The organism is Haloprofundus halobius (genome assembly GCF_020097835.1).
In the GTDB taxonomy this organism is placed as follows: Archaea; Halobacteriota; Halobacteria; order Halobacteriales; family Haloferacaceae; genus Haloprofundus; species Haloprofundus halobius.
Window position 1 is genome coordinate 1,326,927 of sequence record NZ_CP083666.1, and the last position, 13,871, is coordinate 1,340,797.

Annotated in this window: 17 protein-coding genes; 11 read left to right on the forward strand and 6 right to left on the reverse strand. The window is 66.4% G+C overall.

Going from position 1 to position 13,871, the window contains the following annotated elements:
* Positions 1-3: 3 nt before the first annotated feature.
* The 4 genes from LAQ74_RS06935 to LAQ74_RS06950 form a co-directional block, all read right to left on the reverse strand.
* Positions 4-468 (reverse strand): hypothetical protein, encoded by a 465-nt coding sequence (locus LAQ74_RS06935; RefSeq protein ID WP_224336424.1) that lies wholly within the window; start codon positions 466-468, stop codon positions 4-6.
* 89 nt (positions 469-557) lie between these two features.
* On the reverse strand, positions 558-1,259 hold the full coding sequence (locus tag LAQ74_RS06940; protein WP_224336426.1) for a hypothetical protein: 702 nt from the start codon (positions 1,257-1,259) through the stop codon (positions 558-560).
* Complete coding sequence (locus LAQ74_RS06945) at positions 1,175-1,774, reverse strand: hypothetical protein (RefSeq protein ID WP_224336428.1); 600 nt, start codon at positions 1,772-1,774, stop codon at positions 1,175-1,177. Before LAQ74_RS06945 ends, LAQ74_RS06940 begins: the two co-directional genes overlap by 85 nt.
* Positions 1,775-1,895: 121 nt before the next feature.
* Positions 1,896-2,681: a DUF2797 domain-containing protein gene (locus LAQ74_RS06950; protein WP_224336430.1), complete on the reverse strand. Its 786-nt coding sequence runs from the start codon at positions 2,679-2,681 to the stop codon at positions 1,896-1,898.
* A gap of 189 nt (positions 2,682-2,870) precedes the next feature.
* On the opposite strand from LAQ74_RS06950, the gene LAQ74_RS06955 reads away from it, so the two are divergent.
* The 3 genes from LAQ74_RS06955 to LAQ74_RS06965 all read left to right on the forward strand — a co-directional run bounded on the left by LAQ74_RS06955 (position 2,871) and on the right by LAQ74_RS06965 (position 5,714).
* The gene (locus LAQ74_RS06955; protein WP_224336432.1) at positions 2,871-4,067 is read left to right on the forward strand and encodes a S8 family peptidase; all 1,197 of its coding nucleotides are present in this window, start codon (positions 2,871-2,873) and stop codon (positions 4,065-4,067) included.
* A 109-nt stretch (positions 4,068-4,176) separates the two neighbouring features.
* On the forward strand, positions 4,177-5,331 hold the full coding sequence (locus tag LAQ74_RS06960) for a S8 family peptidase (protein WP_224336434.1): 1,155 nt from the start codon (positions 4,177-4,179) through the stop codon (positions 5,329-5,331).
* A 38-nt stretch (positions 5,332-5,369) separates the two neighbouring features.
* On the forward strand, positions 5,370-5,714 hold the full coding sequence (locus tag LAQ74_RS06965) for a BsuPI-related putative proteinase inhibitor (protein WP_224336436.1): 345 nt from the start codon (positions 5,370-5,372) through the stop codon (positions 5,712-5,714).
* A gap of 30 nt (positions 5,715-5,744) precedes the next feature.
* Here LAQ74_RS06965 and LAQ74_RS06970 read toward each other — a convergent pair whose 3' ends face one another.
* Positions 5,745-6,689 (reverse strand): NAD-dependent epimerase/dehydratase family protein, encoded by a 945-nt coding sequence (locus LAQ74_RS06970; RefSeq protein ID WP_224336438.1) that lies wholly within the window; start codon positions 6,687-6,689, stop codon positions 5,745-5,747.
* 141 nt (positions 6,690-6,830) lie between these two features.
* On the opposite strand from LAQ74_RS06970, the gene LAQ74_RS06975 reads away from it, so the two are divergent.
* The 8 genes from LAQ74_RS06975 (at position 6,831) to LAQ74_RS07010 (ending at position 13,325) form a co-directional block, all read left to right on the forward strand.
* Positions 6,831-7,367, forward strand: coding sequence for a tRNA (cytidine(56)-2'-O)-methyltransferase (locus LAQ74_RS06975; RefSeq protein WP_224336440.1), 537 nt, complete (start codon positions 6,831-6,833; stop codon positions 7,365-7,367).
* 269 nt (positions 7,368-7,636) lie between these two features.
* A complete protein-coding gene (locus LAQ74_RS06980) occupies positions 7,637-8,161 on the forward strand; it encodes a transcription factor (protein WP_224336442.1) in 525 nt (174 codons plus the stop codon).
* On the forward strand, positions 8,161-8,835 hold the full coding sequence (locus LAQ74_RS06985; RefSeq protein ID WP_224336444.1) for a DUF2110 family protein: 675 nt from the start codon (positions 8,161-8,163) through the stop codon (positions 8,833-8,835). Before LAQ74_RS06980 ends, LAQ74_RS06985 begins: the two co-directional genes overlap by 1 nt.
* On the forward strand, positions 8,832-9,629 hold the full coding sequence (locus LAQ74_RS06990) for a DUF5803 family protein (protein WP_224336447.1): 798 nt from the start codon (positions 8,832-8,834) through the stop codon (positions 9,627-9,629). Before LAQ74_RS06985 ends, LAQ74_RS06990 begins: the two co-directional genes overlap by 4 nt.
* Positions 9,630-9,707: 78 nt before the next feature.
* Positions 9,708-10,400, forward strand: a complete 693-nt coding sequence (locus LAQ74_RS06995) for a competence/damage-inducible protein A (protein ID WP_224336449.1) — start codon at positions 9,708-9,710, stop codon at positions 10,398-10,400.
* 288 nt (positions 10,401-10,688) lie between these two features.
* Entirely contained in the window at positions 10,689-10,973 is a 285-nt protein-coding gene (locus LAQ74_RS07000) for a HalOD1 output domain-containing protein (protein WP_224336451.1), read from the forward strand.
* 72 nt (positions 10,974-11,045) lie between these two features.
* Complete coding sequence (locus LAQ74_RS07005; RefSeq protein ID WP_224336453.1) at positions 11,046-12,110, forward strand: ATP-NAD kinase family protein; 1,065 nt, start codon at positions 11,046-11,048, stop codon at positions 12,108-12,110.
* Positions 12,111-12,293: 183 nt separating this feature from the next.
* On the forward strand, positions 12,294-13,325 hold the full coding sequence (locus LAQ74_RS07010) for a phosphate signaling complex PhoU family protein (protein WP_224336455.1): 1,032 nt from the start codon (positions 12,294-12,296) through the stop codon (positions 13,323-13,325).
* A 99-nt stretch (positions 13,326-13,424) separates the two neighbouring features.
* On the opposite strand, the gene LAQ74_RS07015 is transcribed toward LAQ74_RS07010, so the two are convergent.
* Positions 13,425-13,844, reverse strand: a complete 420-nt coding sequence (locus LAQ74_RS07015; RefSeq protein WP_224337178.1) for a DUF7528 family protein — start codon at positions 13,842-13,844, stop codon at positions 13,425-13,427.
* Positions 13,845-13,871 lie beyond the last annotated feature (27 nt).

Sequence of the window (13,871 nt, forward strand, 5' to 3'; positions counted from 1 at the left end):
TCGTCAGTTGTCTTCGAGCGCGTCGGCGATGCGCTGGAGCTGTCGGGTCTGGTCGCGGACCTCGTCGCGGAGCTGTCGGACCTCTCGGACGAGTGCCTCGTTGTCGCTTTTCTCCTCGCCGCGACTGCCCGGGCCGCCGCCCATGCCGCCGGGGCCGCCCGGACCGCCGCCCATCATGCCGCTCATCATCTGCGCGAACGGGTTACCGCCGCCACCGCCCATGCCGCCAGGGCCGCCGCCGCCCATACCGCCAGGTCCGCCACCGCCCATCATCTCGGCCATCGGGTCCTCACCCTCTTCTCCGCGCTCCTCTCGCTCCTTCGCGCGCCGCTCTCGAATCTCCTCGACGCGCTCGCGGAACGATTTCTCCTCCTCCTCGCCGTCGCCGGAGTCGGCGTCGACGTTCTCCTCGGCTTCGACGTTCACGTCCTCGGACTCCGTCGGCTCGTCGGATTCGTCTTCTGGCATGGGTCGCCGTTCGTGCGCCACGCCGAAAAGCGTTGGCACTCGGACGACGGAGTGGTGGCGTCTGGCGATTTCGTGCTGTCGCGTCAGGACTACTCGACGGAAAACGTGGCGACGCACTCGACTCTCGTTCGAGGCGCCGCGTCGGCGTCGACTTCCGTCGCAGTGCCGTTCGACGGTCCGCCACGGTCGAACGGTGACGGACCGAGGCTACCCGAAAACGAGAACGCGTACGTCCCGGGTTCGAGATCGGCTGTCGCCGTGTACGCTCTCTCCTCGTCCGCTTCGTCTCGTCGCTCGTCGCTGTCGGCTGTTTCGTCGCTCGATACGGTTTCGTTGCTGCTGTCCCCGTCCGAGACCGTCCTGTCGGCGTCGTCGCCGGAGTCGCTCTCGTCACTCGCGTCGCGCAGTCGCCAGCGCAGCGAGTCGCCGGGAGCCAAATGCAGGAGCGGCTCCGGAACTGCATCAGGAGCAACACGTCTCCAGACCGGCCCATTCCTTCTGTAGACCGCCCAGTCGTAGGGGTTACACGAGAACGATTGCTCGGAGCGGTTCGTCAGCTCGAACACGAGTCCCGCGTCGTCCTCGCCGAGCGAGAGAGTGTCGTCGCTTGCGGCGAACTGAATACCCTCTGCCTTCGTTCCGGCGCAGACGAGTTCGTCTGCGCGGTCGTCGAACCCGGGACAGCCGTCTTCGGCGCTGTCGCGGGTCACGTCGCTGCCGAACTCCGTCCCGCGAACGGTACAGCCTGCGAGGACCGCGGAGAGGACCGAGAGGAGGGAACGACGGTGCATACCCGAGGCTCACGAGGTGTCGTCAAAAGGATAGCGGAGGCACAAGTCACCGTTTGAGATACGGCATCTCTCGGATGCGCGGCATCTCCGGACGGTAGTTCGGGATGGCGTCGAGAGCGGCGACGCGCCGCCGGAGTAACCGTTCGTACAACGACCGCGTCGCGCCGTACTGGGGGGAGACGCCACGGACCGTCGGCGAGGTAGTCGCCTTCGGCGTAGAAGGAGACGTCCCGCGACCCATCGAACACCACCCCACCCGCCGAGAGCAGCTCCTCGCCGTAGCCCGGAAAGAGGTCTTCTATCGTCGACTCGCCACCTTTCAGAAGCACGTGGATGTGGCGTGCGACCGACTCGTCCGTCAACGGGTCTCGGTCGAGCACCGTCACCTCGTCGAACCCGCCAGCGAGGACGCGTGCGGCGAGCAAGCCGGCTATCCCGGCACCGACTACGACTGCCTGTTCTCCCCACTCGGACGCCTGCTCGCCGTCGTACCGCGGGACTGTTGCCAAGGTCATCGTCGTCGCTCCCTCTGTGAGTGGATTGATACAGCCCAACGTTATATGTTACCACACAACAACGGATCGGGACATCTCCGCAGGCGATACGATTACGTCTCTCGGAACGCTGGTGCGCCTCTCACCCGAACGCGCCGAGGCTCGACTGCAGATTTCGGTCGCTCTCGCCCTCGCGGAGTTCGTAGCCGAGGAGGTCACGCATGTCGACGGCGTACGTCGTACCCGCGTTGTCGAGGACGAGCAGACGGCCTTTCGTGCCGACGACGCGCCCGGCAGCGATGGTCTCGCCCATCGGTCGACTGTCGAGGCTGAACCCGTAGTCGAACTCGTACGTCTCGACGGGGTCGAACTGGGCGAGCAGCGACTCCCACCGTTCCGAGTCGACCCGCCGGTGGAGACCCGCCCGTTTCGTCGGGACGCGCACGCGGTCGGTCAACTCTCGGGCGAGTTCGGATTCGATTTCGCGGGCGATGCGGCCGTTATCGACGGTACGGAGATGGGCAGCCCTGTCGGCTCCCTGCTCCCTGAGGCGAGTGTCGAGTCGCCACTCCTTCGTGACGCCGACTTTGAACACGTCGGGCGCGAACGCCGCGAGGTAGATGGCATGGTCGTCGAAACAGTCCATCTCGTCTTTGAGACACGTCCCTCGGCAGCGAGCGCAGACCCATGTGCTCCGGTGGTACTCGCAGTACGGCGCGTTGTCGTTCTCGCAGGCGTAGTGACCCTCGTCGGCGACGGTTCCGGCGCAGTAGCGGCCGCCGAGTCGGTACGCGAGTTCGTCGTCGGCGTCGAGAGGGAGAAACTCGATGTCCGCGGGTTCCGACGTCGCGCCGTCGTCGAGTGCCGTCCCGTCGCTCGGCGCGAGATAGAGACCCCCGTCGAGAGAATCGTAGCCGACGACTTGCACGGTTCACGGTATCAGTTCCGACGGTAAAAGCGTCTCCTTCGACGACGTGAGCACGCGTCGTCGCGGATACACGTCGCCGTGGGTCGTTCTGCCGAACACGACCGTCAGCGGGCGCTGAGAGACCACCGCGACCGACCATCGTGTCAGCCGAAATCACAGATAAGAGGCACTAGGCCGAATCACCGCCGAATGACCAGACAGTCAACGACGACCCGTCGCGGGATGCTTCGAGCGGTCGGGAGTGGAGCGGCGACGTCGGGGTTCGCGACGGGGGGCGTCAGAGACCGAGCGCCTGCGGAGACCGACCTCGTCGAGGTGAACGTGGGCGTCGAGGGCTCCGACGACGCCGTCCGACGCGTCGCGGACCGAGTGGTTCGGCGATTCGCGTTCGACGCCATGACGGTGAGACTGCCACGTACTGCGGTGGAGCGGCTTCGACGGCGTCCCCAAATCCGGTACGTCGAGACAAACGCGACGATGCGGACGTGTCAACAGTCTCCGCCTCAGTCGGTTCCGTACGGTGTCTCCCGAATCGGAGCGGAACTCGCCCGCGAGGCCGGAGTCACGGGCGACGGCGTCGACGTGGCCGTCGTCGACACCGGCGTCGACTCCGACCACCCGGATCTCCGCGAGAACCTCGGTGCGGGCCGGGCGTCGGTCAACTGCCGGGGACGGCCGCGGCTCTGCCGGTTAGCCGGTAACGGGAACCGCTGCAAGACGAACTGGGACGACGACGACGACCACGGCACCCATTGCGCGGGCGTCGTCGGTGCCGCTGATAACGACGTGGGCGTCGTCGGCGTCGCTCCCGATGCGACGATTCACGCAGTAAAAGTACTGTACTGCGCCGGCGTCGGTCTCGTCTCGGACATCGCCGCCGGTATCGAACACGTCGCCGACCGGGGTTGGGAGGTCGCGACACTCAGTTTCGGCTCCCAGCGGCCGACGAACCTCCTCCGCGACGCCTGCCGGTACGCAGCGGACGCCGGTGTGGTACTCGTCGCCGCCGCGGGCAACGGCCGGATGCGTCCGAACACGGTCGGCTTCCCGGCGACGCTGCCGACGGTACTGTCGGTGAGCGCCGTCGACCGGAGCGGCAAACTCGCTCCGTTCTCCTCGACGGGACCGCGGGTCGACATCGCCGCGCCCGGTACGAACGTCCGCTCGACGGTTCCCGGTGGGTACCGGGCGTACTCGGGGACGTCGATGGCCTGTCCGCACGTCGCCGGGGCGGCGGCCCTGCTCGTTTCGACGGGTCTCTCGGCGTCGGAGACACGGGAGCGACTGGTCGAGACCGCCGACGATCTCGGTCTCGGCCGGACCGAACAGGGTTCCGGTCTGCTGAACGTCGCCGCCGCCCTGGGTCTCGACGACGGAGACGACTGAAATCCTCCGTATACCTATTTGTAGATTGTAACAATATCGTAGAAATTTAGCGGCAAGATAGTTCAATTCGTGAATATTTAATATACATTAATCCATCTGGGCGCTCGTAATGTCAGATGATACCACGGGTGTCACACGACGTACTGTACTGAAGACGACAGGTGTAGCGGTCAGCGTCGGCGGCCTGGGCGGACTCGCGACGGCGAAGGGCAACGACAACCTCGTCGAAGTGAACGTCGGGTATCGCGGTCGGAGCGGGAGACGGGCGGCCGAGAACGCCGCGTCCAGCGTCGTCCGACAGTTCAACTTCGACGCGATGACCATCGAAGTCGACGAGAACGCGGTGAAGGGTCTCGAACAGCGCGGCGACGTTCGCTACGTCGAAGCGAACGGCCAGATGTACGCCTTCGCGCAGTCGCTGCCGTACGGCATCGACCGTGTCGACGCGGAGGTCGCACACGGCGAGGGCGAAACGGGTTCGGGCGCGGACGTCGCCATCCTCGACACGGGTATCGACTCGGACCACCCCGACCTGCAGGCGAACCTCGGCGAGGGGAAGGCGTTCGTCTCGGCGAGAGGTCCGTACGCCGAACCTTGGGACGACGATAACGACCACGGCACCCACTGCGCTGGCACCGCCGACGCCGTCGACAACGACGAGGGCGTCGTTGGCGTCAGCACGGAGGCGACGCTCCACGCGGTGAAGGTGCTCGACAAGCGCGGTAGCGGGTCGTTCTCCGACATCGCCGCGGGTATCGAGTACACGGCCGACCAGGACTGGGACGTCGCCAGCATGAGCCTCGGCGCGAGCAGCGGTTCCGACGCCGTCAAGGATGCCTGTGCGTACGCTTACGACCGCGGTGTGTTCCTCGTCGCCGCTGCGGGTAACTCCGGTCCGTGCAGCGACTGCGTCGGCTACCCGGCGGCCTACGAGGAAGTCGTCGCCGTCAGCGCGACCGGCGAGAACGACGACCTCGCCTCGTTCTCCTCGACCGGTCCGGAAGTCGAAATCGCCGCGCCCGGTGTCGACATCGAGTCGACGGTCCCCGGCGGCGACTACGACGTGTTCTCCGGTACGTCGATGGCCTGTCCGCACGTCGCCGGTGCCGGTGCGCAGCTGATGGCCAATGGCTACACGAACACGGAGACGCGCGAGCAACTGCTCTCGACGGCCGAGGATATCGGCCTCGCGTCGAACGAACAGGGTGCCGGACTGCTCGACACCGCGGCGGCGCTCGGTCTCGACTCCTCCGACGACCTGTAAATCCGGAACGTTATTCCCCGCTTTCTCGTATCCCACGTATGCTTACTGCGACACTCACGGCGACACCGCAGTCGGACCGCGTCGAATTCGAACTGACCGTCGAGAACCGCGGAGACGAGCGCGTCACGCTCTCGTTCCGTGACGCGCGACGCGCGGAGTTCGTCGTCACGGACACCGGCGGTGGCGGCGAAGTGTGGCGCTGGAGCGACGGCCGCATGTTCGCGCAGATGCTCGGCAGCGAGACGCTCGACCCCGGTGAGGCGACGACGTTCGAGAGCGTCTGGGACGACTCCGAACCGGGCGAGTACGTCGCTGTCGGCGAACTCGCGGCCGTCGACGCGGACGCGGAGGCCCAGACGCAGTTTTCGGTGGAACCGGTGTAGACGGTGTAGCCGACGTAGCCGACCGCCCGACTACGGCTCGCGCTCGGCGCGAAGTTCCTCGTACAGTTCACTCGCGGCACGCTCGACCGCCTCGTCGCTGGCTGTCGACGGCTCCCACCCGAGCGCCGACAGTTTCTCGATTGAGAGCCGCATCTTCGGTACGTCGCCTTTCCAGCCGCGCTCGCCGCCGGTGTACTCGTACTCGGGGTCGAGACCCATCACCTCGGCGACGATGTCGGCGATGCGGTTCACGGAGGTGGTCGTCCGCGTCCCCAGATTGTAGGTGTTCATCGACTTGTCGGCGTTTTCGACGACGTGACGGATGGCGTCGACGCAGTCTTCGACGTACAGATACGACTTCTCCTGTCTGCCGTCGCCGAGGATGGTGAGGGTCTCGGGGTCGTCGAGCAGTTTCTCGATGAAATCCGGGATGACGTTGCCGCGCTGTTTCGGTCCGACGATGTTGGCGAAGCGGAACACCCACGCGGTGAAGCCGTGCGAGTGCGCGTACGTCGACATCAGCGCCTCGTCGGCGAGTTTGCTCGCACCGTAGGCGCTGATGGGTTCGATGGGTGCGTAGTCCTCGGGCGTCGGCCGCGGGGCCTCGCCGTAGATGGTGGAGGAGGAGGTGAACGCGACGCTGTCGACGCCGACTTCGTCCATCCGTTCGAGGACGTTGTACGTCATCTCGGTGTTCTCCTCGAACAGTTTCCGGGGGTCCTCGTAGTTCGTGTCGGTGTACGCCGCGAGGTGGAAGACGACGTCGACGTCTTCGGTGATAACCTCGGCGACGTCCGCCGGGTCGCGCATGTCCGCGCGGACGAACTCGACGCCGTCGGGGACGCGCGACTCGGTTCCCTTCGAGAGATCGTCGGCGACGACAACGTCGTTCTCCGCCGATAGCTTCGCGGCGAGGTGCGACCCGACGAGGCCCGCCCCGCCGGTGACGACGACTCGCTTGTCTACGAGGTGCATGTCTGTATCTCCGTAGACCGGAGTAAGTCGATTGTGATTACTCGCGCGATACGAGAGGTGCGGCGTCGCCGCCCTCGTCGGAGGTCGTTCGGGCCGACGGCTTCCGAAACCCCCTAACCGTGGCCTCGCCTCGGACAGCACATGCAAGGCGAATCCGAGGTCGTCGTCCTGCGTCTCGGCCACCGACCGGGCCGGGACGACCGGATGACGACGCACATCGGGCTGACGGCGCGGGCGCTCGGTGCGGACCGCGCGCTCCTCGTCGGCGACGCGAGCCAGTCAGAGACGACGGTGAGAGACATCACGGCGAGGTTCGGCGGCCCCTTCGAGGTCGAAGTTGTCGACTCCTACCGCGATATCATCCGTGACTGGAAAGGCACCGTCGCACACCTGACGATGTACGGCGAACGCGTCCAAGACGTAAAAGAGGACGTCAGAGACGCACACGCCGAGGGCCCACTCCTCGTCGTCGTCGGCGCGGAGAAGGTACCGTTCGAGGTGTACGACTACGCCGACTACAACGTCGGCGTGACGAACCAACCGCACTCGGAGGTGGCGGCGCTCGCAGTATTTCTCGACCGCCTGTTCGAGGGCCGCGAACTCGACCGGGAGTGGGAGGACGCAGAGCGCGAGGTCATACCGATGGAGACGGGCAAGCGCGTCGAAGAGGTGGAGTAGTCACTACGCCAGCTATCGGCGTCGCTCGAAGCGACGAATGCGCATCGGATGGCGAACAGCCGGCGCTACGAGGCTCCACGGCGGTGCGCCGGACACCCGCCTCGTCCGACCGCGGACCCGGTTCAACTCACGACGCGAACTGGCCCCGTCACCGTACAAAAACCTCCGTGCAGCCGCTTCGAAGCGTTGGGCAGGCGTCCGTCGACGGAGCGCCCGCTCGACGCCGCTATCCGGTGCTTTTAAACGATTCTGTGACAGAGGATAGGGTAATGGCTTTTGAGGACCTGCTGGGAGACCCTGTCATTCAGAAGTACCTCCACGAGTTGGTCGGACCGACGGGAATGCCCGTCGCCGCCGCGCCGCCGGACGGCGAGGTGACCGACGAGGAACTCGCCGAGGAACTCGGACTGGAACTCAACGACGTGCGTCGGGCGCTGTTCATCCTCTACGAGAACGACCTCGCGACGTACCGCCGCGTCCGCGACGAGGACTCGGGGTGGCTCACCTACCTGTGGACGTTCGAGTACGACAACATCCCCGAGAACCTCGAAGAGGAGATGCACCGCCTGCTCGACGCGCTCGAGGAACGTCAGGACTACGAACAGAACCACGAGTTCTACCTCTGTGAGGTGTGTTCGATTCGCTTCGAGTTCGGCGAGGCGATGGACTTCGGCTTCGAGTGCCCCGAGTGCGGGTCGCCGCTCGAATCGATGGAGAACAACCGCCTCGTCGACGCGATGAACCAGCGAATCGACGAACTCCGCGAGGAGTTGAACGCCGACGTGACCGGCTGATGGTCGTTCTCGCAACCAAGTGCTACGTCGAGGGTGACGCCCGCGAACGAACGCTCGACAGCCTCCGGTCGCTCGTCGCCAACGACGTCGGCTCGCTCGACGTGGAGTTCACCGTCGGCGTCCGCCACGACGAGTTCGTCGCCGTCACGGTCGAGGGCGACGACGAGACGGTCGCCCGCAACGCCCTGCGTGAGGAGTGGGGCGAGATTCCGACGCATCTCGACGCCGGCGAGACGTACACCGGCACACTCGAATCGTGGGACGACGAGGGGTTCGTCCTCGACGTCGGCGAGGAGATTCGCATCCCGGCCGCCGAACTCGGCCTCGGGCAGGGCCGTCCGTCCCAGATACGCGAGCGGTTCGGACTCGTCCAACACCAGCGCCTCAAATTCGTCTACGGCGGCGACGACGAACCGTCACGGCTCGCCGACGAGACGCGCGACCAGTTGTACGACTGGCGGCGCGGGGCGGGCCGCGTCAACGTCAACAGCGCCACCCGCGGTGAGGTCCGCGCGACAGTGAACCGCGCCGGCCACGCCAACGACATCGTCACCGTCGAACGACTCGGTCTTCTCGAACAGAGCATCATCTGCGCCGAGGGGACCGACCCACCGGGACTGTTGGCCAGTATCGGGTCGTACCTCCCGTCGGAGCTGCGCTGCGTCATCCCATGAACCGTCGACTCCTCTTGGCGACCGCCGCCGTCGTCCTCCTGCTCGCTACCTCGGGGTGTCTCGGGTTCTTCGGCGACAACGAGATACCCGCCGACCGCCTCGACGGCAACGTCTCCGGCGAGTACGCGTGGGACGCCGACGCTGACGTCCACATCAACGTCTCCGAACGGGCGACGTACCAGGCGGTGTATCGTTTCGAGGGCGACGAACTGCGGCTGTACCGTGACAGCGGTCTCGGGAGCGAGAACCCCCTCTACGTCGAAGCGGTCAGATACCGCTACCCCAACGGGAGCGTCATCAACGGCACGACGCTCACCGAGCGCGGCGGCACCATAGAGGAGCGTCGGGACGCGGTCGTCGTCACACCCCCCTCGGACGCCCCGAGCGGCGAGGCCGGACAGGTGGCGTTCACCGGCCAGAGCACCCCCAAACACTTCTCGCTGCCGACGTTCGTCGAGGGGTCGTACGAGATCGTCCTCCCGGAGGACCGCCGCCTCGACGTGCCCATCTTGAGCGGAGCGAAGCCGAGCCCGGACGAACAGCGCGTCGAAAACGGCCGCGTCCACCTCTACTGGGACGAGGTGGAGCGCGATGTGATTTCGGTGCAGTTCTACCTCCAGCGCGACCTCTACATCTTCGGCGGCATCCTCGGCGTCTCCACCGTCGTCGCACTCGTCGGTGGCCTCTACTACCGCCGCCAGATCGAGCGACTCCGCGAGCAGCGACAGGAACTCGGTCTCGACGTCGACACCTCTGACGACTCCGACCGCGGACCGCCACCGGGAATGCGGTAGCGGGGTCGAGCCGCGAGGTTGCGGTAATCCGGACCGGACAGCGCGGGATTTTTCGACGCGCCGCCCCTCTCTCGGGCGATGCGAACCGCAATCGTCAGCGTCGGCGACGAACTGCTCGTCGGCGACACGGTGAACACCAACGCGGCGTGGCTCGGCGAACGACTCACCGCGCGGGGCGCGACGGTCGAACGAGTGACGACGGTACCGGACCGTCTCGCCGACATCGCACAGGTGGTCAACGAGTCCTTAGCCGCCTCCGACGCGGTGCTCGTCACCGGCGGCCTCGGGCCGACGCACGACGACGTGACCATGGAGGGCGTCGCGGCGGCGGTCGGCAAGTCACTAGAGCCGCACGCGGAGGCGTCGGCGTGGCTGGCCGAGCGCGGCGGCTACGCGGCCGACGAGGGCGAGCCGAGAACGGTCGAACTCCCGGCGGGCGCGCGGTTCCTTCCGAACGATGTGGGCGTCGCGCCGGGGGCCGTCGTCGAGTCGGTGTACGTGCTCCCCGGCGTACCGAGGGAGATGAAGGCGATGTTCGCGCGCGTCGAGAGCGAGTTCACGGGAACCGAGACGCACGTCGAACGCGTGCTCGTCGACGAACCCGAGAGCGCGCTCGCCGACAGATTGGCCGACCTCCAGCGCCGCTTCGGCGTCACCGTCGGCAGCCATCCGGGCGACGGCGTTCGGGTGAAGATCAGCGCAGCCGACCCGCAGACGGCGGTCGAAGCGGCCGAGTGGCTCCGAGAACACACCGAAGCCGTCGATCCCTGAGTCGGTCCGAGCGGGCTCAGCGGTAGAGGTAGAGCAACCAGCCGACGGTGACGAGCAGGCTCAACAGGAGAACGACACCGGCGGTTTCGGCGGCCGGGAGCGACTGTTCCGATGCGAGTACGAACATGAGGTGACGTTATCAGGCACGTCGTTTAACTGTTGACGGTTCGCAGTTACCCGTGTCGTTCGCACCGCCAAGTACCGCCGAGCATCACCGAGACGAGAGCCGATACGACCTGCTAGACGACATGGGAACGTTGAACTACGCCGCTGTGGTGGACTACGCCGATGGATGACGAAGCGGCGTCGCCGGACGACGCGGTGAACGTCGCGTCGTGGGACGAGTCGCTTCCGCCGAGCACCGCCGCCGCGATGGCCGTCGCGGAGGTGAAGAACGTCGACCCGTGCGAGATGCAGCAGCTGTATCGGTTCGTCGACCCCGACGCGCTCGACGCGCTGTTCGTCGAACAGTCGGCGGCGTCGACCGCGTTCGGACTCTGCGGGTACGAGGTGCTCGTCACGAGCGGCGGCGACGTGTTCGTCTTCGACCACGCGCCGAAATCGACACCCTGAGCTCGACGGACGCGCTCCCGTCTCTCCCGCCGAGTCGGCGGCTTTTTGCCGCTCCCGCGGCTGTGTTCGCTCATGCGAATCGGCGTCGTCGTCAATCCGATCGCCGGAATGGGCGGCCGTGTCGGCCTGAAGGGAACGGATGGCAAAGTCGCCGAGGCGCGCGCTCGGGGTGCGGAGCCGCGAGCGCCCGCCCGCGCACGTCGCGCCCTGACCGAACTCCGCGAGCGCGTCCCCGACACGGAACTCGTCGTCTACGGCGGCGAGATGGGCGAAGACGCCGCCCGAGACGCCGGGTTCGACCCCGATGTCGTCGGCGCGCCGAGCGAAACGGAGACCACGGCTGACGATACGCGTCACGCCATCGAGGGGTTCGTCGCCGCCGGCGTCGACCTCGTGCTGTTCGTCGGCGGCGACGGCACCGCGGCGGACGTCGCCGAAGCGCTCTCGGAGCAGGGGAGCGAGACGCCGATGCTCGGCGTCCCCGCGGGCGTCAAAGTGTACTCGTCGGTGTTCGCCGTCTCCCCCGAGGACGCCGCCGGCGTCGTCGCCTCCTTCGAGCGCACCGAACGCCGCGAGGTGATGGACATCGACGAGGACGAGTACCGCGAGGGCGAGGTCCACCCGGAACTCCGCGCCGTAGCCACCGTCCCCGTCGCCGACGACCTACAGTCCTCGAAGCAGTTGGGCGGCGGCACGGTCGAAGCACTCGCCGAAGGCGTCGCCACCGACGTCGAACCCGGCGTCACCTACGTGCTCGGCCCCGGGTCGACCGTCGGCGCGGTGAAGGAGGCGCTGGGCTTCGAGGGGTCGCCCATCGGCGTCGACGTGTGGAGAGACGGCGAGATACTCGTCCGCGACGGCAGCGAGTCGGAGATTCTCGACGCCCTCGGCGAGGAGAACGTCGTCGTCGTCTCGCCCATCGGTGGACAGGGGTTCGTGTTCGGCCGCGGTAACCCGCAATTGTCGCCCGCGGTCATCCGCCGATGTTCGGTCGAAGTCGTCGCCTCACGCTCGAAACTCGACGACATCTCGGTGCTGCGCGTCGACACCGACGACCCCGAACTCGACGAAGCGCTTCGAGGATGGACGAAAGTCCGCGTCGGTCGCTTCGAGCGGCGGATGATGAGGGTCGTCTGAACCGCTTCTTGTACTGTCGCCGGAAGGCACGATGCGCCTTTCGTGGTCGAGCGTACGCGTCGCGTTCGCAGCCCTGGTGAGTCTTCGACGCGTCCGTACGGACTCGGGAGCGAACCCTCCCGGTTTATGATGTATTATCTCCCTATAGTGAAGATTAAGGTCATAGAAGGGATACGGCTTGCCATGGAGACGCGGAAAGTCCAGCGACTCGGTCCCTCGACGCTGGCGATGACGCTCCCGGCGGAGTGGGCGAAAGAACACGGTGTGAACAAAGGCGACGAGGTGTCGATTCGGATGGGCGGCAAGGGGACGCTCACCGTGTTACCGGAGTCGGCGTCGACCGAGGACTCGGAGGCGGTCATCCACGCCGACAACCTCGACGCCGACGGCCTCGAACGCGCTATCGTCGCGCAGTACGTGCTCGGGCGGCGCGTAATCCACGTCGAGAAGGAAGAGGGTGCCCTCGACAGCGAACACATCAACGCCGTTTACAAGGCCGAGACGCAGTTGATGGGCCTCGGGGTCATCGAGGAGACGCCCGAGCGAATCGCCATCCGCTGTTCGGTCGACCCCGAGGACTTCACGCTGGACAATCTGCTCGAACGCCTCGAGAACACCGGGAGCACGATGCGCGGCGAGGCTGTGAAGGCGCTGGCGCACGGCAACCCCGACCTCGCGGAACGAGCGCTCAACCGCGAGCGACAGGCGAACAAGATCTTCGTCCTCCTGCTACGTCTCATCTTCACCGCCTACCAGAACCCGAACCTCTGTCGGGCGGTCGGCCTCGAATCGGGCTTCCCGCTCATCGGCTACCGCTCGGTGGCCAAGAACCTCGAACTCACCGCCGACAACGCCGAGGACATCGCCGAGATCGTCCTCAACACCGAGGGTCACACAATCGACGTCGACTCGGCGACGATGCGCCGTATCCGCGAGTTCACCGACCAGATAGACGTCATCACGGTGAAGGCGGTTCAGTCGGTGGTCGACCGCGACTACGACCTCACCATCGAGGTCAGAGAGCAGTTCCGCGAACTCACCGACCGCGAGCAGGACATCCTCTCGGAGATTCCGGAGGTGTCCAACGAGGAACTGCTGCGCATCCGCGAGGTGCTCGTCAGCCTCCAGCAGACTGCGCAGTACGCGATGCGGAACGCCGAAATCGCGGCGAACCTCGCGTTGAACGAAGAGTCCGACCACGTCACCATCTCCTGAACGTCGCACCTTCGGCGGTGTGCGGTCTCGCTTCGATTCTCTCGGTCTCTCGCCGCTGTTCGTCTCCCGTCAGGCGCGAAAAGTCGGAGTCTCGAACACTCAGTCGGCTGTCGCGTCCACCTCGGTCGGTACGTCGTCGAGGGGGGCGTCGGCGGGTTCGGTGTCGCCGTCGGCGTCGCTGTCGACCCGCTCGGCGGTCAACGGATTCCGCCGGGTGATACGGCAGTCGAACGCCGGATGCTCGCCGAAGTGTCGAATCAGCATGTGGCGGCGCGACCCGGTGATGCCGGTCCGCCCAACGTCCTCGGCGGTGAACTCGTGGGGCAGGCGGTCGTACAGTCGGTGCAGCGCCTCGAAGCTCTCGAACACCTTCGCGTTGCCCGCGGAGTCCGCGCCGCGCCGCGAGACGACGTAGCTGCCGTCGTCGCGATACTCGCCCGCGGTGCGGAAGAACTCGCGTTTCTCGGTCAGCGCCGAGCCGATGGAGTCTCTCAGTTTCGCGGCGTCGGCTCTCGACAGTTCACACGTGCGGTCGTCGATGCGCAG